At 63.3% G+C, this 19,112-nt stretch carries 17 protein-coding genes and 1 tRNA gene; 7 read left to right on the top strand and 11 right to left on the bottom strand.

Going from position 1 to position 19,112, the window contains the following annotated elements:
• Positions 1 to 58: 58 nt before the first annotated feature.
• Positions 59 to 3,394, bottom strand: a complete 3,336-nt coding sequence (locus ACNJYA_RS34275) for a PAS domain S-box protein (RefSeq protein WP_439401531.1) — start codon at positions 3,392 to 3,394, stop codon at positions 59 to 61.
• Between the two features lie 661 nt (positions 3,395 to 4,055).
• Here ACNJYA_RS34275 and ACNJYA_RS34270 point away from each other — a divergent pair.
• The 4 genes from ACNJYA_RS34270 to ACNJYA_RS34255 all read left to right on the top strand — a co-directional run bounded on the left by ACNJYA_RS34270 (position 4,056) and on the right by ACNJYA_RS34255 (position 6,857).
• Entirely contained in the window at positions 4,056 to 4,490 is a 435-nt protein-coding gene (locus ACNJYA_RS34270) for a phasin (RefSeq protein ID WP_172788978.1), read from the top strand.
• Between the two features lie 426 nt (positions 4,491 to 4,916).
• Positions 4,917 to 4,993, top strand: a tRNA-His gene (locus tag ACNJYA_RS34265).
• Positions 4,994 to 5,154: 161 nt separating this feature from the next.
• Entirely contained in the window at positions 5,155 to 6,348 is a 1,194-nt protein-coding gene (locus tag ACNJYA_RS34260) for a helix-turn-helix domain-containing protein (RefSeq protein WP_439364625.1), read from the top strand.
• Positions 6,349 to 6,398: 50 nt separating this feature from the next.
• The gene (locus ACNJYA_RS34255) at positions 6,399 to 6,857 is read left to right on the top strand and encodes a DUF4411 family protein (protein WP_246709012.1); all 459 of its coding nucleotides are present in this window, start codon (positions 6,399 to 6,401) and stop codon (positions 6,855 to 6,857) included.
• A 109-nt stretch (positions 6,858 to 6,966) separates the two neighbouring features.
• Here the strand turns inward: ACNJYA_RS34255 and ACNJYA_RS34250 are convergent, their stop codons facing one another.
• The 3 genes from ACNJYA_RS34250 to ACNJYA_RS34240 all read right to left on the bottom strand — a co-directional run bounded on the left by ACNJYA_RS34250 (position 6,967) and on the right by ACNJYA_RS34240 (position 9,389).
• Positions 6,967 to 8,523, bottom strand: coding sequence for an IS630 family transposase (locus tag ACNJYA_RS34250; RefSeq protein WP_439364624.1), 1,557 nt, complete (start codon positions 8,521 to 8,523; stop codon positions 6,967 to 6,969).
• Positions 8,524 to 8,666: 143 nt separating this feature from the next.
• Positions 8,667 to 9,071 carry a nuclear transport factor 2 family protein gene (locus ACNJYA_RS34245; RefSeq protein WP_439364623.1) on the bottom strand — a complete coding sequence of 135 codons (405 nt, stop codon included), beginning with the start codon at positions 9,069 to 9,071 and terminating at the stop codon, positions 8,667 to 8,669.
• 99 nt (positions 9,072 to 9,170) lie between these two features.
• Positions 9,171 to 9,389: a hypothetical protein gene (locus tag ACNJYA_RS34240; protein ID WP_439364622.1), complete on the bottom strand. Its 219-nt coding sequence runs from the start codon at positions 9,387 to 9,389 to the stop codon at positions 9,171 to 9,173.
• A 328-nt stretch (positions 9,390 to 9,717) separates the two neighbouring features.
• Between ACNJYA_RS34240 and ACNJYA_RS34235 the strand changes: the two genes are divergently transcribed.
• Entirely contained in the window at positions 9,718 to 10,968 is a 1,251-nt protein-coding gene (locus ACNJYA_RS34235; RefSeq protein WP_439364621.1) for a vanadium-dependent haloperoxidase, read from the top strand.
• A 133-nt stretch (positions 10,969 to 11,101) separates the two neighbouring features.
• Here ACNJYA_RS34235 and ACNJYA_RS34230 read toward each other — a convergent pair whose 3' ends face one another.
• Together ACNJYA_RS34230 and ACNJYA_RS34225 are read right to left on the bottom strand one after the other, a co-directional pair.
• Positions 11,102 to 12,025 (bottom strand): HpcH/HpaI aldolase/citrate lyase family protein, encoded by a 924-nt coding sequence (locus tag ACNJYA_RS34230; RefSeq protein WP_439364620.1) that lies wholly within the window; start codon positions 12,023 to 12,025, stop codon positions 11,102 to 11,104.
• 2 nt (positions 12,026 to 12,027) lie between these two features.
• Complete coding sequence (locus ACNJYA_RS34225; RefSeq protein ID WP_439364619.1) at positions 12,028 to 13,194, bottom strand: CaiB/BaiF CoA transferase family protein; 1,167 nt, start codon at positions 13,192 to 13,194, stop codon at positions 12,028 to 12,030.
• 365 nt (positions 13,195 to 13,559) lie between these two features.
• Between ACNJYA_RS34225 and ACNJYA_RS34220 the strand changes: the two genes are divergently transcribed.
• Positions 13,560 to 13,922 (top strand): hypothetical protein, encoded by a 363-nt coding sequence (locus tag ACNJYA_RS34220; protein WP_439364618.1) that lies wholly within the window; start codon positions 13,560 to 13,562, stop codon positions 13,920 to 13,922.
• A gap of 349 nt (positions 13,923 to 14,271) precedes the next feature.
• Positions 14,272 to 14,949 (top strand): ParA family protein, encoded by a 678-nt coding sequence (locus tag ACNJYA_RS34215; RefSeq protein WP_025032179.1) that lies wholly within the window; start codon positions 14,272 to 14,274, stop codon positions 14,947 to 14,949.
• 73 nt (positions 14,950 to 15,022) lie between these two features.
• Here the strand turns inward: ACNJYA_RS34215 and ACNJYA_RS34210 are convergent, their stop codons facing one another.
• The 5 genes from ACNJYA_RS34210 to trxB form a co-directional block, all read right to left on the bottom strand.
• Positions 15,023 to 15,202 carry a hypothetical protein gene (locus tag ACNJYA_RS34210; protein ID WP_210268521.1) on the bottom strand — a complete coding sequence of 60 codons (180 nt, stop codon included), beginning with the start codon at positions 15,200 to 15,202 and terminating at the stop codon, positions 15,023 to 15,025.
• A gap of 95 nt (positions 15,203 to 15,297) precedes the next feature.
• Positions 15,298 to 15,453, bottom strand: a complete 156-nt coding sequence (locus tag ACNJYA_RS34205; RefSeq protein WP_172788974.1) for a hypothetical protein — start codon at positions 15,451 to 15,453, stop codon at positions 15,298 to 15,300.
• A 282-nt stretch (positions 15,454 to 15,735) separates the two neighbouring features.
• Positions 15,736 to 16,644, bottom strand: coding sequence for a 4-hydroxy-tetrahydrodipicolinate synthase family protein (locus ACNJYA_RS34200; protein WP_439401530.1), 909 nt, complete (start codon positions 16,642 to 16,644; stop codon positions 15,736 to 15,738).
• 460 nt (positions 16,645 to 17,104) lie between these two features.
• Entirely contained in the window at positions 17,105 to 18,028 is a 924-nt protein-coding gene (locus ACNJYA_RS34195; protein WP_025032176.1) for a LysR family transcriptional regulator, read from the bottom strand.
• A gap of 4 nt (positions 18,029 to 18,032) precedes the next feature.
• Entirely contained in the window at positions 18,033 to 18,998 is a 966-nt protein-coding gene (trxB, locus tag ACNJYA_RS34190) for a thioredoxin-disulfide reductase (protein ID WP_439364616.1), read from the bottom strand.
• Positions 18,999 to 19,112: the final 114 nt, after the last annotated feature.

Below are 19,112 nucleotides of genomic sequence, written 5' to 3'. Positions count from 1 at the left end.
GTCTGGATTGCTTCGCTTCGCTCGCAATGACGGAGGACGAAGGCGATAGCCGTCGCGCCTACGCCCCCGCCAGCGCTGGCGCGAGCACCACCTCGATCAGCGTGCCGTGGCCGGCGCTCTTGATGTTGAACCGCGCGCGGTTGGCTTCGACCAGCGCTTTGGTCAGCGACAGGCTCAGCGCCGAGCTGTCGGCGGCGTCGCCCGGCGGCGGGGTGCGGAACGGCTCCATCGCGGCGGCGACCTCGCGCTCGGAAAGGCCATGGCCGGTGTCGCGGATGCGCAGCGCGATCTCGCCGCGGTCGGTCAGCGCGGTCGAGACGATGACCTGGCCGCCGGCGCTGGCAAGCCGGATCGAGTTCGAGATCAGGTTCATGGTGATCTGCCGCATCGCGCGCGCATCCACGCTCACCTGCGGCAACGCATGGGCGAGCGAGGTGCGGATGATGATGCGCTCGCGGTTGGCCTGCGGCTGCATCACCGTCACGCAGGCTTCGACCAGGTCGTTGAGGTTCAGATTCGAAAAATTCAGGTCGAGCTTGCCGGTCTCGATCCGCGACAGCTCCAGCAAATCGTCGATGATGGCGATGACGCGCTCGCCGGACGCGCGGATGTCCTTCATGTATTCGCCGTAGCGCTCGTTGCCGAGCGTGCCGAAGCGCTCGGAGATCATCACCTCGGCAAAGCCGATGATGGCGTTGAGCGGCGTGCGGATCTCGTGGCTGATCCGCGCCAGCATGTCGGCCTTGGCATTCGCCGCACCGTCGACGAGGCGGCGGGCGTGGGTCAATTCGCTCTCGCCCTTCTTGGCGTGCGAGAGATCGCGGAACACGGCGAAGAAGTTCGGCCCGTCGGGCCGCGTGCGGCCCATGATCATCGCGAGCGGAAGCACGCCGCCCTTCTTCTCGCGGCCCAGCACCTCGCGGCCGTGATCGAGCAGGCTGGAGATGTCCTGGCTCTTCAGGCTTTGCAGATAATCGGCGACGATTTGCTGGCTCTCGGGCGCGAACAGCGTCAGCAGATTCTGCTGCAGCAGCGCCTCGCCGTCATAGCCGAACAGCGCCTCCGCGCTACGATTGCAGGCGTGGATGTTGCCTTCGGCATCGAACATCACGATGCCCTCGGCCGTGGTGTCGAGGATGGCGGCGAGATCCTCGGCCTCGGCTTCGCCGGCCGCTGGCTCCGCGTCAGCTGCATCAGATTCTGCTGCCACCACGGTCTCCGCAACGGCAGGCGCGGCGATCGGTGCCGCCTCCGGCAGCGCGCAGATCAGCGCATGCGCGCCGTCGCCGTCCCAGTCGATGGTGTGCAGATGCGCTTCCGTCGTCGGAAGCGGTGCGTCGCCATTCGCAACCGCCGCGCTGATCGTGACAGGCGTGCCGCCTTGCGAGGTGCTGCTGGCCGCCGACACGCCCGGCTCGACATAGAGCGCGTCCAGCCCGCCGGCATGCTCCAGCGCGGTCAGGCTGTCATAGCCCATGCGCGCGAGGAAGGCGGGATTGGCGTAGAGCAGGCGGTCGAGCCGGTAGATCAGGATGCCCGTCGGCAACAGGTCGAGCAGCGTGCGGTCGCGTGCGCTCATCCCGCGCGGTGGTATTGCCGGCTCGGTCAGCCATTCAGCTGCGGCCTGCGGCGCCTCCGGCACTGGCGCTTCGGCTGTGATTTCCGCCACCGGCTCGGCCGCGTCGGTGGCGATGCTCTCGCGCTCGCGTTCGAGCCGCTCGGACAATTGCCGCGCGAGCTCGTTGAACGCGCTGTTCTCGACCGGCGTCAGCGTCGGAGACCGCGCATCGCCGTGCGGGCGGAACGGCACGACATTGGGAGGCGTTTCCACGGGCGTGTCCAGTTCGGTTGGGTGTGAAGTCGTCTCGCTTGTGGGCTCTGGCAGGTCGGGCTCGGCTTGCGGCGCGGGCTCGGATGGCGCGATCGGCGGCGGCGCCGCCACTGCTTCGCCCTCAACCTCTGTTTCCGCCGCTTCAGGCTCGGCCTCCGCATCGGGCGCGACGGCCTCAGTGGAGCGATCCTGCTCCGGCGGTTCGACGAGCAGCTCGAAGCGCCTGAGCGCCTCGAGCCGGTTGAGCGCATCGAGATCGCGGCAGACGCCAAAGCCGCGGAAGCCGGCGAAGTTGCGGTTGCGGTCGTAGACCGGCAGGCCCGCGAGCTCGACCGGAATGTGCTCGCCGCCGTCGGCCGGCCAGTTCACTGTGATGCCGGCCCAGGTGTCCTGGCTGTCGAGCGCCTTGGCCACGCGTCCCTCGGGATCGATCGAGAATTCCGCGGCGATCTCGCGCCAGGGGCGGCCGAAGCCGGCGGCCGTGTGCGTGCCCATCAGGCGGATGAAGTCATCGGAGCCGAGCACAAAGCGGCCCTCTTCATCCATCTGCCAGAGGAAGCGCAGCGGATGCTGACGCGGTGCGGCCGGCTCTTGCTGGCCCGAAGAGTCATGGCCTGAAGAGTCATGGCCTGAAGAGTGCTGGCCCGAAGTCGGCTCGACCATGCCCGCATTGATCGGCGCGGGCTGCGGCGACACAATGGCTTGCGGCTGGTTTTCAACCGGAGTTTTGGGCGCCTCGGGGACATCAGGCGCGTTCGTCTCGACCGGTGCCTCGGCCGGCTCGGCGAAAGCATCGAACAGCGCGATCGCAGACGGCGCCTCATCCGGCAGCGCAGGCTGCGCGTGATCCGGCACTGGGGCCGGCTGCTCGACGGGCGTGACCTCCGGCGCGGCATCGCGCGCCGCTGTGGTGGCGGCCGGCTCGATCAGCGCGACCAGCCCGACATCGGCGCCTTGGCCGACCCGTTGCAGCACCATCTGGCCGATGCCGATCGGCGTTGCGGCGCGACCGGTTGCCAGCGCATCGCTGCGCGCCCGGTCGAGCCCGGCCTCGAACAGATCGCGGAAGCCGAGCAGGGCGTGCGCAGCCTCGCTCGCGCCGACGAACAGCCCGTCCGGCGCGAACGCCGCCATCGGCACCTTGGCGCCGGCGACCAGCCGATGCAGCCGCTCGACCAGCGGCATCGTGCGCAGCGTCGGGTCCATCGCGATGATGAGCACCGCATGGCTGCCATCGGCAAAGTCGAGCCGTGCGCAAGCACAGGTCATCAGCGCCCCTAGCCGGGCGCCGAAGCCGCGCAGCCGCTCGAGCCGCATGGCGCCGCCTCCCGGCAGCTGCCGGGCGAGCCTGACGACCTGGCGGCGATGGCTGTCGGCGGGGCCGAACACCTTGTCCGCGAGCCCTGCGCTGTTGGCCGCGCCGAACAGTTTTGCGCCGACCGGATTGGCCCACAGCACGCGCGCGCCGTCGGTCGACCACAGCCAGGCCGGCAGGGCAGAGGTCGCATGCACGGCCAGCCGCGGATCGCCCACCCCTCGCAACTGGAAATCCGAACGCGTCATCAGGCCGGCTGCATCTCACGCTTCACGTGTGGCGGCTGCCGGGAATGACAGCCTTAAGAAAGGGTTAGTATCGCCCGGAAGGCGCGACCAGGTCCACGGCCCAAAGCCCGCAAGCGCCCCCCAAGCGGCGATAACCTTAATCCCGCCCACCTCGCAAGCCGAGCCGATGTTGCATCCAAGGGATTTGCGGGTTGGGGAGGGGCGCGCGGCATGCGCGCTGCCATCCTCCCTTGGAGGGGGAGGATCGGTTCGCACGCAGCGAAGCGGAGAGCGAACCGAGGTGGGGTGACAGTCTCTCCCCACGGGCGGTCCCCGAGTGGAGAGATCACCCCACCCCGCCCGCGCTTCGCGCGATCGACCCTCCCCCTCCAGGGGAGGGTAAGAAAGCCGCTCGCCTCCGTGCCTCTTCACTTCAACCCCCGGTTCCCCGCCTCCGGAACCTCATCCTCCCCGAGATTAAATTTCGCACCGCACGTCTCTGCCGCGTTGCGATGCACAATGTTGACATGATAGGCAGTCATAGTGCTTGGCGCTGGGCGAGCCATCTCGATTGTTTCGCGTTTCCAGTCTTCGTTCCCGCTCAATGCGAGGGCCCATGATGGGGGCCGGCGGGCGCGCCAGAAGGCTCACTCCATTTTTTCAATTAGCGTGAGGGACCAACATGACAGGTGCGACTGATCCGTTTTCTGCCTCGATCATCCCGTTCGAGGTTCCCGAGCAGATGCGTGCGTTCGCCGAGAAGGGCGCGGCGCAGGCCCGCGAGAACTACGCCAAGTTCAAGGACGCCGCCGAGACCCACAACGGCACCGTCGAGGCCGTCTTCACCTCCGCCTCCAAGGGCGCGAGCGAGTACACCGCCAAGCTGGTCGAGTTCATGAAGGCCAATTCGAGCGCCCAGCTCGACTTCGCCCAGCAGCTGTTCGGCGCCAAGTCGCCGACGGAAGCGATGGAGCTGTGGACCGGCCACGCCCGCAAGCAGCTCGAGACCTACCAGGCCCAGGCCAAGGAGCTGGTCGAGCTCACCCAGCGCGTCGCCGCCGAGACCGCCGAGCCGATCAAGGCCAGCGCCTCGAAGTACTATCCGTCCGCCGCCTGAGCGGTCGGATTGGTGTGAGATGCGAAGCCCGGGCCAAAAGGCCCGGGTTTTTTCTTTTGAAATGGGTTCGCTCCGCTCGCGCCCAGCACTCCGTCCACTTCTCCCGGAGGGAGAGGTCGGATCGCCCCCGGCGATGCGAAGCATCGTCCGGCGCGATCCGGGTGAGGGGCTCAGGTCTCACTGCGGGATGCGGCCCCTCACCCGGATCGCTCCGGCGCGCATTCGCGCACCAGAGCAATCCGACCTCTCCCCGCCGGGGAGAGGTGATCCCGCCCGGCCGATCGACCTGGTTTCCTGGTGTTTAAGAGGGGAAATATCGGGTTTTGCGGCCTTGCCAAACCGGGCCGTTGCACCTAGTTTCCGCCCCGTCCAGCCCCCTCAGGCGTCAGGCCCTTTCAGGCAGCCCAAGGCGCGGCTCGCAAGGATGCAGTTGTAGCTCAGTTGGTTAGAGCGCCTGTCTGTGGAACAGGAGGTCGGTGGTTCGAGCCCACCCAACTGTACCAGCGGGATCAAATCCCTAGCAGAAGTGACCCCAATATCGGGCTAGGGTGAAGAACGCCGCCCTTTGGTTGCGTTCGCGCTGCGGGCGCTTTCTCCGCAACCATGGCGCGAAGCGTTGAAACTCACATCATTCAGTTTACATTTTGCGCTAAGGTGACGCGCAATGGCTATCGCCCAGAAAAAAGAAAGAGCGCCGTTCAATCGCGACGTCCTTCAATGGGCGCGGAAGCGCGTGCGTCTGTCCGTGGAGAGCGCTGCGAAAGGAGCCGGGGTAACGCCCGATCACATACAGCGATGGGAGGCAGGCGCAGACCTCCCAACCGTGAAGCAAGCCCGTAAGCTAGCGAATGTCTACGACGTGCCGTTTATGGAGCTTCTGTCCAAGGAGCAGCCGCAGATAAAGGAGCTGCAACTGGTTCCGGATTTTCGGCTCCATTCAGAAGCCGAGGCTCCAAATGAGCAATACGAACTTCTACTAATCCAGGCAGAGGCCGAACAGACACGCCTCAATGCGCTCGACCTCTACGAAATTCTGGGAATCAAACCGCCCGTCCTTGACAGCTCATTCTACTGGCCCCTTGGGAAAAACCATGAAGCGGCGGCGGCGACTGTTCGCGAAGCGCTGAAGCTACCGATGGATGAGCAGTATTCGCGCAAGGGTAACGATAAGGCCAAGTTCGTCAGCGCATTCCGGGACTACCTAGAACGCGCGGGCATCATAACTATGAAGAATTCGGGTCTAGCGGCCTTCGGCGCGAGAGGCATGTGTCTCTTTGCAAGTCCTCTGCCCGTACTCGTCTTCAGCAAGGAAGCTCCAACCGCACAGGCTTTCACGCTTGCACATGAGCTCGGACACGTGGTCCTTAAGGAGAGTGGGATCAGTGGTCCAATAGGATCAGCGCCAAGCAAGACGCGGGCGCGGTCGGTAGAGGATTGGTGCGACGGCTTTGCGGGCGCATTCCTAATGCCCAAAACCGAAGTCGTTCGGCTACTCCAGCCAGTGCCGCGTCGACCAGAGCGCAGCATAGACGACGGAAAGATTGCAGCCGTGGCTAACGCATTCTGTGTGAGTCGACACGCTGCACTAGTTCGGCTCGTTGAGCTCGGTTACGTCGATCAAGATTTCTACTGGCGCGTAAAGAGACCTCAATTCCTTCAGCAAGAGAAGGAATTCAAGGGCGGCGGTCGTCCCGAATACTATGGTTCAAGATTTCGGTCATCCCGTGGTGACCTTTACACTGGACTTGTCCTTGAGGCGTGGTCCAACGGAATGATCACGAACCACAATGCGGCAGAATTTATGGGCATCAAAAATCTTGCCCACCTCGATGACATCCGAAATCATTTTAGAACCTGATGAAGAGATATTGCCTCGACACATCGGGGTTGAGCAACCCTCTGGAGTTCATGCCAGAGGACATCCATCCAACTATATGGGCGAAAATCGCTGGATTAGTTGTAGACGGGACGTTTGCCGTGACCGTCGAGATATTCGAAGAGCTCGAACACCTTCCCGGTCCGATTGGAGAGTGCATCAAGAATAACGCAATCGCACTTCAGATGGAAATAGAGGAAGAGAGCTGGGACTGGAAGACGTATGTGGCTCACTACGAGGAGATGAAGGTCCGACACGCGGCCGCCATCTCTGAGTACAATGGCAATCGGAAGGGTACTATCGGATTGAACGATCTAACGATCATTGCCCTGGCGAAGACTCTTGGACTTCCTGTTATCAGCAGTGAAAAGAAAACGAACGTAGATCAGGATAGCAGCAAACGACAAAAGATCCCTGATATTTGCGACAAGGAAGGTGTGATCCACCTCAGTTTCAACGACCTACTTCGCGCGGAAGGGATCAAGAACTAGGTGATCGGGTGGCAGTACATAAACCCCGATGCTGCAGAGCGCGTGCTATCTGGGGCGTTGGTCAAGATCAATTTGGTAGACCGTCATCCTAATTGCGCTTCCGTGCGTATCAACCGAGCTGCGGGTCCTTGCAGTTGTGCGACTGGAAGAATTCTGCAGGGACTCGCTCTTTCCCCCAGATTTTGTTGCCAGCCCTTCGCGGATTCGCGCGGAAATGCTCATTCCTTTCCTCAAAATATCGGTCGATCGCCGCTCTTGCCTCGTCAGGCGAATGGTAGTTGCTATTGTGAATGATGGCGCGTGCCATGCCGCTAAAGACCGATTCAATGACGTTGAGAAACTGCGCCCGAGCGGGCAACGGTGCGATCACTACTGTAGGCCCGACGATCCGGCTGTTGTGATCCTCTACCGCTTGGCTCAGCTCCTTCGAGATGTGCCAAGAGGCGGCGTCCCAAGACAGATAGATGCATCTGCAATTCTCGTATTGATCGAGCAGAATCTTCATCATCCGGATCATTTCGGCCGTGTTCTTCTTCTCGCTATAGAAGTGCGTTACCTGATTGGACGAAAGCTCGATTGCCGCCGTCAGCGTGACCTTTCCCCGAGATTTTTGCCATTGCTGAACGAGCGGCCGTTCGCCGGGACCCGTAAGCGATTTCCCGGGCTGGTGCTTGATGGCAAAGGGCCCAAACTCGTCGATTGAGAAGAATGCTTCGTCGGGGGCAAGGTTGCTTAAGATCGACTTGATGCGATCGAGCTTCTGAGAAAATTCCGGGTCGTTCGAGGTCAGCACGACGCGGGCTTTGCGCCACTTGTAACCCGAAGAGTTTATGATCTTGCGGACCGTATCCTCGCTCACTGGCTGTCCTTGCAGCGTGAGGACACCAGCAAGATCGACAACCCTCCATGTGGTGCGGTTGATCCCGAATCCGCTTGGCGGCCGGTGCAGGGTGTCAAAAAGGGCGTTCTTGAGTTCTTCTCTATCAAATTTTCGCGCAGGACTTCGGCGCCGCGCGAACAATGCATCCGCACCTCCTTCCGTGTAGATGCGAAGACACCGCCGCCAAGTGACAGGACTTAGCCCGATCAGTCCACACAACTTGCTTTGTCGAACACCGAGCCAATGTGTTATTAGCACTATGGCTCGCCTGCGGTCGAGTATCCGTCCGCTCAGCAAATGCTCGCCGACAATGCGGAGATCGAATCTGTCGATAGTGGGAGGCATCTTCGCCTTCCAGCACGCGGGCAGCTCGCCGGCTGGGTCGCCCGCGAGACGGGCGATCGCGGCCATAGCGTCCGCAGAGCTCAGTGCACCTCTTCGTGAGAGGATAGTTGAGATTGTCGATGGAGCCGGGATTCTTGCTCGACCGCTTTTGCGAAGTTCGCCCGCGATCCGCCGGGCGCCCCAGAGCGGATGAAGCGCCCGGACCGACAAGACTTCGTCCTCGATTTCTGCTGGCGTTCTCGAAGGATGGTGCCGAGGCCGCCGGGAGCGATCCTGATACCCATCAGACCCCATTGTACGAACACGCGCGAGCAGCTTGTAAGCCGTTTTGGGGCTGACGTTGAACTTGCGACAGAGGGCTCGGATGTTTGCGTGAGGCGAATTGGCTAAAGCGACAAACTCCTGCTTCGCCTCAATGAGCGTTCTGGATGTCCACGGCATGCTCTCCTCCATCGCTTGATGTTAAGAGCCGCAGCTGTTCTGAGTCAGCACAAGCGAGGGTCGCGTACCGATTTACACTGTACGCGGTCGCGCCGGCCACCGCGATCGTCGGCAGACGAGCCTCAATTCAGTCTCATCCCGCCTCACCCAATCACCGCCTTGATCTGCGCGGTATCCGCAAACTCGATCAGCTCGACGATCTTGCCATCCTGAAATCTGAACAGGTCCAGGATCTCGGTGCTGAAAGTCTTTCCGCCTGGATTGTATCTAACGAGAACCCGGGAATGGACTGCGACGCGATCGCCGTCGACGAGCTCGGCGAGGATCTCGCGGCTTTCGAAGCCGAAGGTGTCAGTGAACTGAGTGAAAGCGGCGCGCAGGGTCGGGTGCCCCTCCATGCGCCCCGTCAGTTCGAGCGCGCTCTTGTCGCCCATCAAGGTGAAGTGGCCCTCGGGATGAAAAGCCGTCACCAAGCCTTCGATGTCGCCCTTGCCGCGCGCGGCGTAGGCGGTCCTGATCAATGCGAGCATCTCTTCGCGCTGTGCCATGGGCCCCTCCCTGAAATGTGTATCGGGGCAGCCTAGCGACCTTTGCGTGCAAAGGCAAAATGATTGGGACCGTGCTGCGCGACCTCACCTCGCTACCACCTACACCACCACCGGCAACGTCACCGCCGCCAGCAGCGTCCCCAGCGCCACTGCGCCCGACACCGGGTTCACCAGCCGCTGATACTGCACGGCAAAAATGTACGCATTCGCGCCGATCGGCATCGCCGCGAACAGCACGCTGACGCCGGCAGCAGGGTCGAGCAATCTTGCCAGACGAACGCAGCGCCTGGCATTGCCGAAAGCTGGAGCGGCACGCATCACCACAATGCTCAGCCGCTCGCTCTTCACCTCGCGCGAACGAATAGATGCCGAGCTTGATCAGCGCCGTCGGCGAGCCCGAATGCACCAAGGATGTGATGATTGTTTCGGAAGACTGCCGAGATTGCAGGTCGTGCATCACGTAAGGCAGTCGATCTTACTCTTTGGGGCGCGACCTCAAACTCTTTTCGACGAAAGCGAGGACAGTGTAAACTGTTTCACAGCAGCGGGCTTGCTGCAATCTTAAGATCGTTCTGCACTTCTACGTTCTTGCGCGGCTCATCCGTACAAGATGTCGCTCTCTGTTGAAACAACGAGGAGCATGAAGATGAAGACGTTTCTTGCAACGAGATCTCCATTCCTGATCGTCGCCACTCTTGCAGTCTGCATCGGCACTGCGCGTGCCGATGTCATCATGGACTGGAACGCGAAAGCAGATGCGATTGCCGCCGAAAAGAAGGTGCTGCCTGTGCCACAGGCCCGCACGATGTCGATGCTTCACGTTGCCATGTTCGAGGTCGTCAACGCGATCGACAGGCGATACACGCCATACAAGCTGGATCTCGTAGCAGACCGCTCCACGTCCAAGGAAGCCGCAGCATCGACTGCGGCTTACAACATTCTTCTGACGATCTATCCGGACCAGAAATCTGCCCTTGATGCGGCATTGATCGCGTCGCTTTCCGGCATTCCGGACACGGAGGGAAAGGCGAATGGAATCGAGCTTGGAAAGCTTGCCGCTTCCGGCGTGATAGCGTTGCGCAGGGATGACGGCAGTGACGTTCAGGAGACTTATCGTCCCTATACTGCCCCGGGGACCTATGTGCCGACGGTGGTGCCGATCGGCACGACGGCTGGAGGAATGTCCCCTTGGGTCATGACATCGGTCTCACAATTCCGTCCAGCGCCACCACCGGCGCTTGATTCCGAGACCTGGACCAGAGACGTCAACGAAATTCGGGAGCTCGGCGCTCGCAACAGCACCAGCCGAACGGCAGAGCAGACCGCGATCGGACGAGTCTGGTTTCTGGTCGGGCCTCCCAGCTTCAATCCAATCGTCCGGCAGGTCGCCTTGGCCAAGCACATGGACGTCGTTGACTGCTCGCGCCTCTTCGCCCTCACCGAGATCGCTGCGAACGACGCAATCGTTGCCGTCCTTGATGCGAAGTACCATTACAACTTCTGGCGGCCTGTAACGGCCATACGCAACGCGGACATCACGCACAACCCGATGACGCCACGCGAACCGTCTTGGTTGCCGCTGGGTGAAACGCCGTTGCATCCCGAATACCCCTGCGCCCACTGCATCGTATCGGCGGCGGTTTCCACGGTTCTCCGGTCCATCGCCGGCGACGAGGTCGGAGAGCTGACGATGACCAGCCCTACTGCGCCAGGGGTGACTCGCAAATGGACCAAGCTCCAGGATTATAGCGATGAGGTCGCAAATGCCCGCATCTATGCCGGTTTCCATTACCGTTTCTCGACGGAGGTCGGAAAGGACATGGGCCGTAAGATCGGTGACTTGACTGTCGGGACACAGCTTCGCGGGCTGGAAGCGCGAGCTGAACCGAAGCAGTAAGCTGCTTCGCAGCCTCTCAGGATGAGGCTCAGCGCCATGGTTGACTGTTGCCGCGCCCGCCATCCTCATCCTGAGGGCCCGCGAAGCGGGCGTCTCGAAGGATGCGCCGCAGGGGGACTCGACCTCAACGCCGCTACGATCCCAGCTCGATGATCCGGCGCGCCATCCGCACATTGGCATAGTCGATCATCTTGCCGTCCAGCGTCACCGCTCCCTGTCCCAACGCCTCGGCCCGCTCCATGGCTTCGACGATCCGCCGCGCCTGCGCGAGCTCCTCGGCCGACGGCGTGAACGCGCGCAGCGTCGGCTCGATCTGGTCGGGATGGATCACCTGCTTGCCGTCAAAGCCCATCGCCGCGGCCTTTTGCGCGCTGGCCTCGGTCAGCCTGGCATCGCGGAACGCGCCGCAGGGGCCGTCGATCGCGCGCAGGCCGCACGCGCGAGCGGCGACGAGCAGGCGCATCATCGGATAGGCGAACAGGTCGAGCGGCGCGGCAGCGTAGCCGCTCTGCGCGGAGCCGACGTGGCGGTAGCCATCCGGCGAGATGCCGATGTCGGAGGTGCGGGCGCCGAGCGAGGCCGCGAGGTCGCCGACGCCGAGATGCAGCGCGGCCACGCTGTCGTGGCACGCGGCGAGGGCGTCGACATTGACGAGGCCGAGCGCGGTCTCGATCAGCAGCTCGAGCGCGAGTGGCGCGGCGCGATCCGGCGCGGCTGCGCGGAAGCGATCGGCGATGGCGACGATGTCGCTCACGCGCTCCGCCTTCGGCACGATCACAGCATCCAGCCGGGGCAGGGCCGCCAGCGTGCGGATCTCCTCTGCGATGAAGGAGCTGTCGACCGCATTGAGCCTGACCGCGACGTGCTTGTTGCCCCAGTCGAGCGAGGACAGCGCGCGGGCGGCTTCCTCACGCGCAACGCCCTTCTCGCCTGCCGGCACGGCGTCTTCGAGGTCCATGAATACCGCGTCCGCCAATGATGCCGCCGCCTTGGCGACGAGACGGGCGCGATGCGCGGGAACGGCGAGATAAGCCCGCGTCGGCCGGAGCGAGACCATGCTCACGTTCCCTTGCTGAGGCCGAGTTCGCCGAGGATCGACGCGTTGTGCTCGCCGACATCAGGCACCGGATCCATCCGCGGCGTCACGCCGGGAATGGTGAGCGCGGGCAGGAAGCTCATCACCGGCCCGCACGGTGATCCCACGCTTCTCACCCGCGCGCGGGCGTGAAGCTGCTCATGCTGCAGGAAAGCCTCGACCGAGTTCAGATGCGCATTCGCAATCGCGGCTTCGTCCAGCAGCCGCTGCACCTCCTCGCTGGTCATGGATGCAAAGCGCCGCTCGATATGGGATTGCAGATCGTCGCGGTTCTGCATGCGCAGCGGATTGGTGCGGAAGCGCAGGTCGTCGGCGAAGCCGGCATCGCCGAGCACGATGCGGCACAGCGACCGCCATTCCCGATCGTTCTGGATGCCGAAGAAGATTGTCGTTCCGTCGCCGACCCGGAACGGGCCGTAAGGCGCGATCGTGGCATGCCTGGCGCCGGTGCGCGGCAGCGGCCGGCCCGTACTCTCGGTGTAGAAGGCGGGATAGCTCATCCAGTCCGTGATGGAATCGAACAGCGAGGCCTGGAACGCCGTACCCTTGCCGGTGCGCTCGCGGGCGTACAGCGCCATCAGCACGCCGTTCAGGATGTACATGCCGGTGGCGATATCGACCACGGAAAGCCCGACCTTGGCCGGCTCCGCCTCGGTGCCGTTGATGGCGAGCACGCCGGCCTCGCACTGCACCAGCAGATCATAGGCCTTCTTGTCGCTGTAGGGGCCCCCTAGGCCATAGCCGGAGATGTCGCAGGCGATCAGGCGGGGATATTTGCGCAGCAGCGATGCGGCATCGAGGCCGAGCCGCTCCGCCGCGCCAGGCGCGAGATTCTGGATGAACACGTCCGCCCGCGGCAGCAGGGCGTCGAGCACCTTGCGTCCCTCGGGGCTCTTGATGTCGATGGCGAGGCTTTCCTTGGAACGGTTGGTCCAGACGAACTGGCTCGACATGCCGTTCATCACATGATCGTAGTCGCGGCAGAAATCCCCGGTGCCCGGCCGCTCGATCTTGATCACGCGCGCGCCCCAATCGGCGAGGTGCCGGCTCGCCAGCGGCGCCGCGATCGCCTGCTCCAGCGAAACCACCGTCACCCCGGACAGCGGCAGCTCCGCCTCATTCCCCGTCATGTGACCGCCTCCACTCCCGCTCGCTTCTGATCAGCGCGGGAGAACGAGCACCATCCACGCGCATTTTGATGATGACATGATGCCCCTGTTTTGCCCGACGAGTCAAACCGGGCTTCGAAAAATCCTAAAATTTAGCGACGTGAGTGTTTGCAATGACTTGGCTACTGTGCATGGGGTTGTTTTCGCAGTTTTTTGTTTGAGGCCCCGACGGCGGGGTCGTCGTCGCGTTCCCCGGGAACTGCCGAGGCTCCTGACCCCGCCCTGTTGCCGAGACCGCACACGTGTCGGCTTTCGCAACCCCCTCGGTTGCCAACGAACCGCCGTTCACCCACTATTCGCAACCGACTCGTCATGTGGGGGGATCGATGCCGGCGTTTCGCTTGAAGTCCTTTGCTAAGCCCTCGGCCGTTGCAAGCCTCGCGCTTGCCCTGGCCGTCCTGGCGCTGCCGCGCGCCGGTTTCGCCTATACCCAGGAGGAGCAGCAGGCCTGCACGCCGGATGCGATGCGGCTGTGCGGCGAGTTCGTCCCGAACGTCGATGCCATCACCGCCTGCATGATCAAGAAGAAGGCGCAGCTCTCGCCGCAATGCGCGGTGTTCTTCCGCCGTGGACCGGAGCCCGGCCAGGCCCGTGCCGGCAAGCCGACCAGCATCGCGCCGAAGAAGGCGTCAACGACCGCGAAGAAGAGCGCCAAGCCGGCGACGAAGAAGAAATCCAGCCAAGGCTAAGCGCCTAGCGGTCAAGGCTGAGCGACAGCCCCCGGACTCGTTTTGTTCGCACGACGCCGGCAGGCTTGCTCCGATTGACGCGCGTGGGCGCTCGAAAAGAGTCGGTGGCGGGTTTGCGCGGCAAGGTTGCATTTCAGTTTCCGCCTCGCTGCTCAAAAAACACACAGACCCCCCCCCACGAGCGGCCTTTCGTTGCGGCCCGTGTCTTTATCCTGCGAAGCAGTGTGACTCAAAAGCCAACACGCCTTGTTATTTCGTGGCTGTCGCGCGGCCCCCGACAAATTTTTCTTTCCCGAATCAGCGGCGTGATTCATTTTCGCGGCCTGGGGTCAATCTGGAGGCCGAAGGTATGAACGTCATTGTTTTTGCATCGCGTAAAGGCGGCTCGGGCAAGAGTACCCTGGCTGCACATCTTGCTGCGCAGATCAAGGCAAGCAAGCAGGTCATGCTCGTGGACGCCGATCCGCAGGGCTCGCTCACGTTGTGGCACAAGCTGCGCGGCACCAACGAGCCGCCGATCAAGGCGGCCGTCAACTCCGTCAGCGGCATCGTCTCCGCTGCCAAGCGCGACGGTTATGAATGGGTGTTGATCGACACGCCGCCGAACCTGTCGGCCGTCGTCGACGACGCGATCAAGAACGCCACCATGGTGGTCATCCCGGCGCGTCCCGGCGTGTTCGACGTCAACGCCGTGCAGGAAACCATCCAGATGTGCCGCGCGGCGCGCAAGCCCTACGCGGTCGTCCTCAACGGTGCTCCGGCCAAGCGCGACGAAGCCGAAAGCCCGATCGTCACCATCGCCCGCGAAGCGCTGGCGAAATTCCGCGCTCCGGTGTGGGGCGGCCAGATCACCAATCGTTCGGATTTGCTGATGGCGCTGAGCCACGGCGAAGGCGCGCGCGAGTATCAGGCCGAGAGCCGTGCGGCTCAGGAAATCGCAAGGCTCTGGGCGGCGATCGAGCGTTCGGTGAAGGCTATTCGCGGCACGGCGTCGGCATCCGGCGCGATGCACAAGCAGGCTGCTTGATTTTTCATTGTTTCATTTCGAGCGGCGAAAAACGCGCGGGAAGTCCGCGCGTTTTGCGTTTCCGGGCTTTCGCTCACGCCACCATCAGCATGTAGAACACGATGACCGGCGACAGGGTCAGGATCACCGACCAGATGCCGACGGCCCAGAGAATGTCCTCGGTGGTAAAGCCCTGCTGTTCTGCGTCGAAATGCGACGCCATTTCATTCTGACTATTCACAAACGCCCCCGCGATTTCTTCGCTTATGGGCATCAGTGATAGCAGCGATGTTTTAAGATCCGGATCGCATCGGCCAGTGGATTTTGAACACAGGTGCTACCACGGATTAACCATCCCGCGCGCCGGCCTCAGCCGACCAGCCAGACGCGAAACAGCAATACCGGCATCAGGCCGAGCATCACGGCCCAGAACCCGAACGACGAGACGACGAGAATTCCCCGCAAGAGATCGGCGGGCGCGAACTGGCTCGCGGCCGTAGGCCGGTTGCGATACCCCATGGTCATTCCCCCTTCGGTGACGTTGAGGACAACGATAGGCGCTGTCACGTAAACGAGACGTGGATGCGGATTGCGGCGGCTGCGAAGGCCGTTGGGGCGCGGTTAACCACGCGGGCCTCAACCCTCTCCCCTTGCGGGAGAGGGTGGCTCGCCGCGTAGCGGCGAGGGGGGTGAGGGGTCTCTCTCCTCACGAACAGTGTTGCGCGTCGAGAGAACCCCTCATCCGGCGCTTCGCGCCACCTTCTCCCGCAAGGGGAGAAGGAAGAGCTCGCGCGTAGAGAGAGAGCGCTACGCCGCGACCTTCATCCGTAGCTCGATCTCGCGATCGATCGTCGCCGCGAGCTCGCTGCTCACTTCCACCATCGGCAGGCGCACCTCCGGGCTGTCGATCAGGCCTGATCGCCACAGCCAGTACTTCGCCGGCGCGGGGCTCGGCTCGGCGAACAACAGCCGCGTCAGCTCGGCGACCTCGTGCCAGCGCGCCTGCGCCGCATCGTGGTTGCCGCGCTTCGCCTCCGTGTACACGGCTGCGAACGTCGCGGTCTCGACATGGGCTGACAGCACGATGCCGCCGTCGGCGCCGTCACCGAGCGCCTCGAGATAATTTGCGTCCTCGCCGGTGAGCACGCGAAAACCCTTCGGCCGGTCGCGCAAGAGCGCGATCGATTGCTCGCGGCTCGCGCCGCAATCCTTCAGGCCGATGATGTTCTTGTGCTCGGCAAGCCGCAGCATGGTCTGGTTGGTGATGTTGACCGCGCAGCGATAGGGAATGTTGTAGAGCGCGATCGGCCATGCCGCGTGGTCGGCGAGCGTCTCGAAATGCGCCAGCAGGCCGCGCTGCGACGGCCGCACATAATAGGGGCTGGCGATCAGGTAACCGTCGATCGGCCAGTCCGCGGTCTCGTCGAGGCGTTCCTGCAGGCGCGAGGTGTCGGCGCCCGACAGACCGAGGCAGATCGGCAGGTTGCCGCCGCCGGCCGCCATCTCCTCGCGCACCACGGCGACGAGGCGTTCGAGCTCGGCCGCGCGCAGCGTCATGCCTTCACCGGAGGTCGCGCCCAGGATGAAGCCGTCGATGCCGTGCGCGCCGTAGTGCCGGGTCAGCCGCCGCAGCGACCTCTCATCCAGCGCGCCGTCCTGGAACGGCGTCACCAGCGGCAGCCACAGCCCGTGCAAATGATCTCGAAGTCCGGTCATGTTTCCATCTCCTTCTCGGGAAAAAGCCTGAGACGGAGGGCACATGAAAAAACCCCGTCCAGGCGGCGGGGTTTTCGAAGATTTGCAGCGATGACGAAGTCAGCTAGCGCGCGCAAAGATCCGAGGCCCCGGGATGGGGGCCTTTTTTCGAGACGATGGCCTCGAACGAGATTGCGCACGACTTCGTGATCATTCGGAAATAATGCGGGGGATAGGTGGAACTGTCAATACACGCGGAGCGCGAAGCCACATTTTGACGAAAAAAAGCCGGACCCGAGGGCCCGGCTTAGGTATTGGCCACGTGAGGCCGACACAATCACCTTCCAAGAGGGATTACTGAACTCCCGCGCCACTGGAGGAGGGGGACAAATGCGCAACGCGAAGGCTCAGCGTGCAAACATTATGAGCTTGCCGAGTGCCTTGCAGCAACAGCCGAGGCCGCATGTCAGACATGCGGAAATCAGGACGGCCAGCGTTGCGCCTTGCTCACCACGAAGTCGCGGAACACCTGCACGCGCGCGACCGTCTTCAACTCCTCGGGATAGACGAAGTAGGTGTCGAGCTGGATCGAATCCGACTCGCCGAACAGCTGCACGAGCTTGCTCTGCTCCTCGACCAGGTAATCGGGCAGGGCGGCGATGCCGAGGCCCTGCGCGCAGGCGCGCACGAGACCGAGGATGTTGTTGACCTTGAAATAGGCTTCGCGCGGACCCGAGCCGTTGCGCCCGGCTTCGATCAGCCAGTTGCGGTTCTGCAGGTGCGGCGCGAAGTTGCCGTCCGACAGCGTGATGATGCGGTGGGAGTCGAGCTCCTCCAGCGTGCGCGGCGTGCCGAAGCGCTTGATGTATTCCGGCGAGCAATAGGCGTGGAAGCCCATCGCGAACAGCTTGCGCTGGATCAGATCCGGTTGCGTCGGCTTGCGGGTGCGGATCGCAACGTCCGCCTCGCGCATCGACAGATCGAGCTCCTCGTCGGTGACGATCAACGAGATGCGGATCTCGGGATAGAGCGCGGTGAATTCGCCGAGCCGCGGGATCAGCCAGTTGATGCCGACGCCGGGCGTGGTGGTGATCTTGAGATCGCCGCTCGGCCGCTCGCGGCTGTCGGTCAGCTTGGCGCGCGCCGCCTGCAGCTGCATGAACACGTCATGCGCGGTGCGGAACAACAGGTCGCCCTGCTCGGTGAGGATCAGGCCGCGGGCGTGGCGGTGGAACAGCGAGACCGAGAGCTCCTGCTCCAGCGCCGAGACCTGGCGCGATACCGCCGATTGCGACAGGCCGAGCTGCTCGCCCGCATGCGTGAAGCTGCCCGCTTCCGCCGCGGCGTGAAACACCTTCAGCTTGTCCCAGTCCATATCCGTAAATCCGTCGCGTGTTCGGGGCATGATTCTATTCCGCTGCCGCGCGCTCGCTGGCGCGAAGGGCCAAGAAACGTTCGGCTTCGAGTGCGGCCATGCAGCCGAGGCCGGCGGCCGTCACGGCCTGGCGATAGGTTTCGTCGGCGACGTCGCCGGCGGCGAACAGGCCGGGCACCGAGGTCGCGGTCGAGTTCGGGGCGACCTCGACATAGCCCGAGGGTTTCAGCTTGACCTGATCCTTGACGAGCTCGGTCGCCGGCGCATGGCCGATGGCGATGAAGATGCCGTCGGCCTTCACGTCCGTGAGCGCGCCGGTCTTGACGTTCTTGAGCCGGACATGGGTGACCTTGTTGGGGTTCTCGGTGCCGCAGATCTCGTCGACGGTGGCGTCCCAGATCACCTTGATCTTTGGATGCCTGAACAGGCGCTCCTGCAGGATGCGCTCGGCCCGGAAGTGATCGCGACGATGCACGATCGTGACCTGCGAGGCATGGTTGGTGAGGTACAGGGCTTCCTCGACCGCGGTGTTGCCGCCGCCGACCACGATCACCTCCTTGCCGCGGTAGAAGAAGCCGTCGCAGGTGGCGCAGGCCGACACGCCGCCGCCCTGGAACTTGGCTTCCGACGGCAGCCCGAGCCAGCGCGCTTGCGCGCCGGTGGCCAGGATCACGGTCTCGGCGAGATAGACGTCGCCGCTGTCGCAGGTGAGGCGGAACGGCCGCCGCGCCGTCTCCAGCTTGGTGACCAGATCGGTGACGATCTTGGTGCCGACATGGACCGCCTGCTTCTCCATTTGCTCCATCAGCCAGGGGCCCTGGATGACGTCGGCGAAGCCGGGATAGTTCTCGACGTCGGTGGTGATGGTGAGCTGTCCGCCGGGCTGGATGCCCTGGATCAGGATCGGCTCCAACATCGCGCGCGCGGCGTAGATCGCGGCGGTATAGCCGGCCGGGCCGGAGCCGATGATGACGACCTTTGCATGAACAGGAGCGGACATTTCGATGGACGCCTTTCACGGGGGATTTGCAGCGCGGGCGCGGAATGTGCCGGGAGGCCTCGCGGAGGCGCTGAAATATCAGAGCTAATCTAAGCCTTCTGGCGAGCCATGCAA

Source organism: Bradyrhizobium sp. BLXBL-01 (assembly GCF_051853025.1).
Classification (GTDB): Bacteria; Pseudomonadota; Alphaproteobacteria; order Rhizobiales; family Xanthobacteraceae; genus Bradyrhizobium.
The sequence above is the reverse complement of the archived record's forward strand: the minus strand, read 5'-3'. Positions and strand labels throughout refer to the sequence as shown.

Coding starts and splice junctions, on each gene's coding strand:
- ACNJYA_RS34260 (WP_439364625.1), top strand. CDS start 5,155: ATGGCTATCGCCCAGAAAAAAGAAAGAGCGCCGTTCAATCGCGACGTC.
- ACNJYA_RS34275 (WP_439401531.1), bottom strand. CDS start 3,394: ATGACGCGTTCGGATTTCCAGTTGCGAGGGGTGGGCGATCCGCGGCTG.
- ACNJYA_RS34245 (WP_439364623.1), bottom strand. CDS start 9,071: ATGGCACAGCGCGAAGAGATGCTCGCATTGATCAGGACCGCCTACGCC.
- ACNJYA_RS34240 (WP_439364622.1), bottom strand. CDS start 9,389: ATGCGTGCCGCTCCAGCTTTCGGCAATGCCAGGCGCTGCGTTCGTCTG.
- ACNJYA_RS34220 (WP_439364618.1), top strand. CDS start 13,560: ATGCCGGCGTTTCGCTTGAAGTCCTTTGCTAAGCCCTCGGCCGTTGCA.
- ACNJYA_RS34225 (WP_439364619.1), bottom strand. CDS start 13,194: ATGACGGGGAATGAGGCGGAGCTGCCGCTGTCCGGGGTGACGGTGGTT.
- ACNJYA_RS34235 (WP_439364621.1), top strand. CDS start 9,718: ATGAAGACGTTTCTTGCAACGAGATCTCCATTCCTGATCGTCGCCACT.
- ACNJYA_RS34215 (WP_025032179.1), top strand. CDS start 14,272: ATGAACGTCATTGTTTTTGCATCGCGTAAAGGCGGCTCGGGCAAGAGT.
- ACNJYA_RS34230 (WP_439364620.1), bottom strand. CDS start 12,025: ATGGTCTCGCTCCGGCCGACGCGGGCTTATCTCGCCGTTCCCGCGCAT.
- ACNJYA_RS34250 (WP_439364624.1), bottom strand. CDS start 8,523: ATGCCGTGGACATCCAGAACGCTCATTGAGGCGAAGCAGGAGTTTGTC.
- ACNJYA_RS34195 (WP_025032176.1), bottom strand. CDS start 18,028: ATGCCCCGAACACGCGACGGATTTACGGATATGGACTGGGACAAGCTG.
- ACNJYA_RS34255 (WP_246709012.1), top strand. CDS start 6,399: ATGCCAGAGGACATCCATCCAACTATATGGGCGAAAATCGCTGGATTA.
- ACNJYA_RS34205 (WP_172788974.1), bottom strand. CDS start 15,453: ATGACCATGGGGTATCGCAACCGGCCTACGGCCGCGAGCCAGTTCGCG.
- ACNJYA_RS34270 (WP_172788978.1), top strand. CDS start 4,056: ATGACAGGTGCGACTGATCCGTTTTCTGCCTCGATCATCCCGTTCGAG.
- ACNJYA_RS34210 (WP_210268521.1), bottom strand. CDS start 15,202: ATGCCCATAAGCGAAGAAATCGCGGGGGCGTTTGTGAATAGTCAGAAT.
- ACNJYA_RS34200 (WP_439401530.1), bottom strand. CDS start 16,644: ATGACCGGACTTCGAGATCATTTGCACGGGCTGTGGCTGCCGCTGGTG.
- trxB (WP_439364616.1), bottom strand. CDS start 18,998: ATGTCCGCTCCTGTTCATGCAAAGGTCGTCATCATCGGCTCCGGCCCG.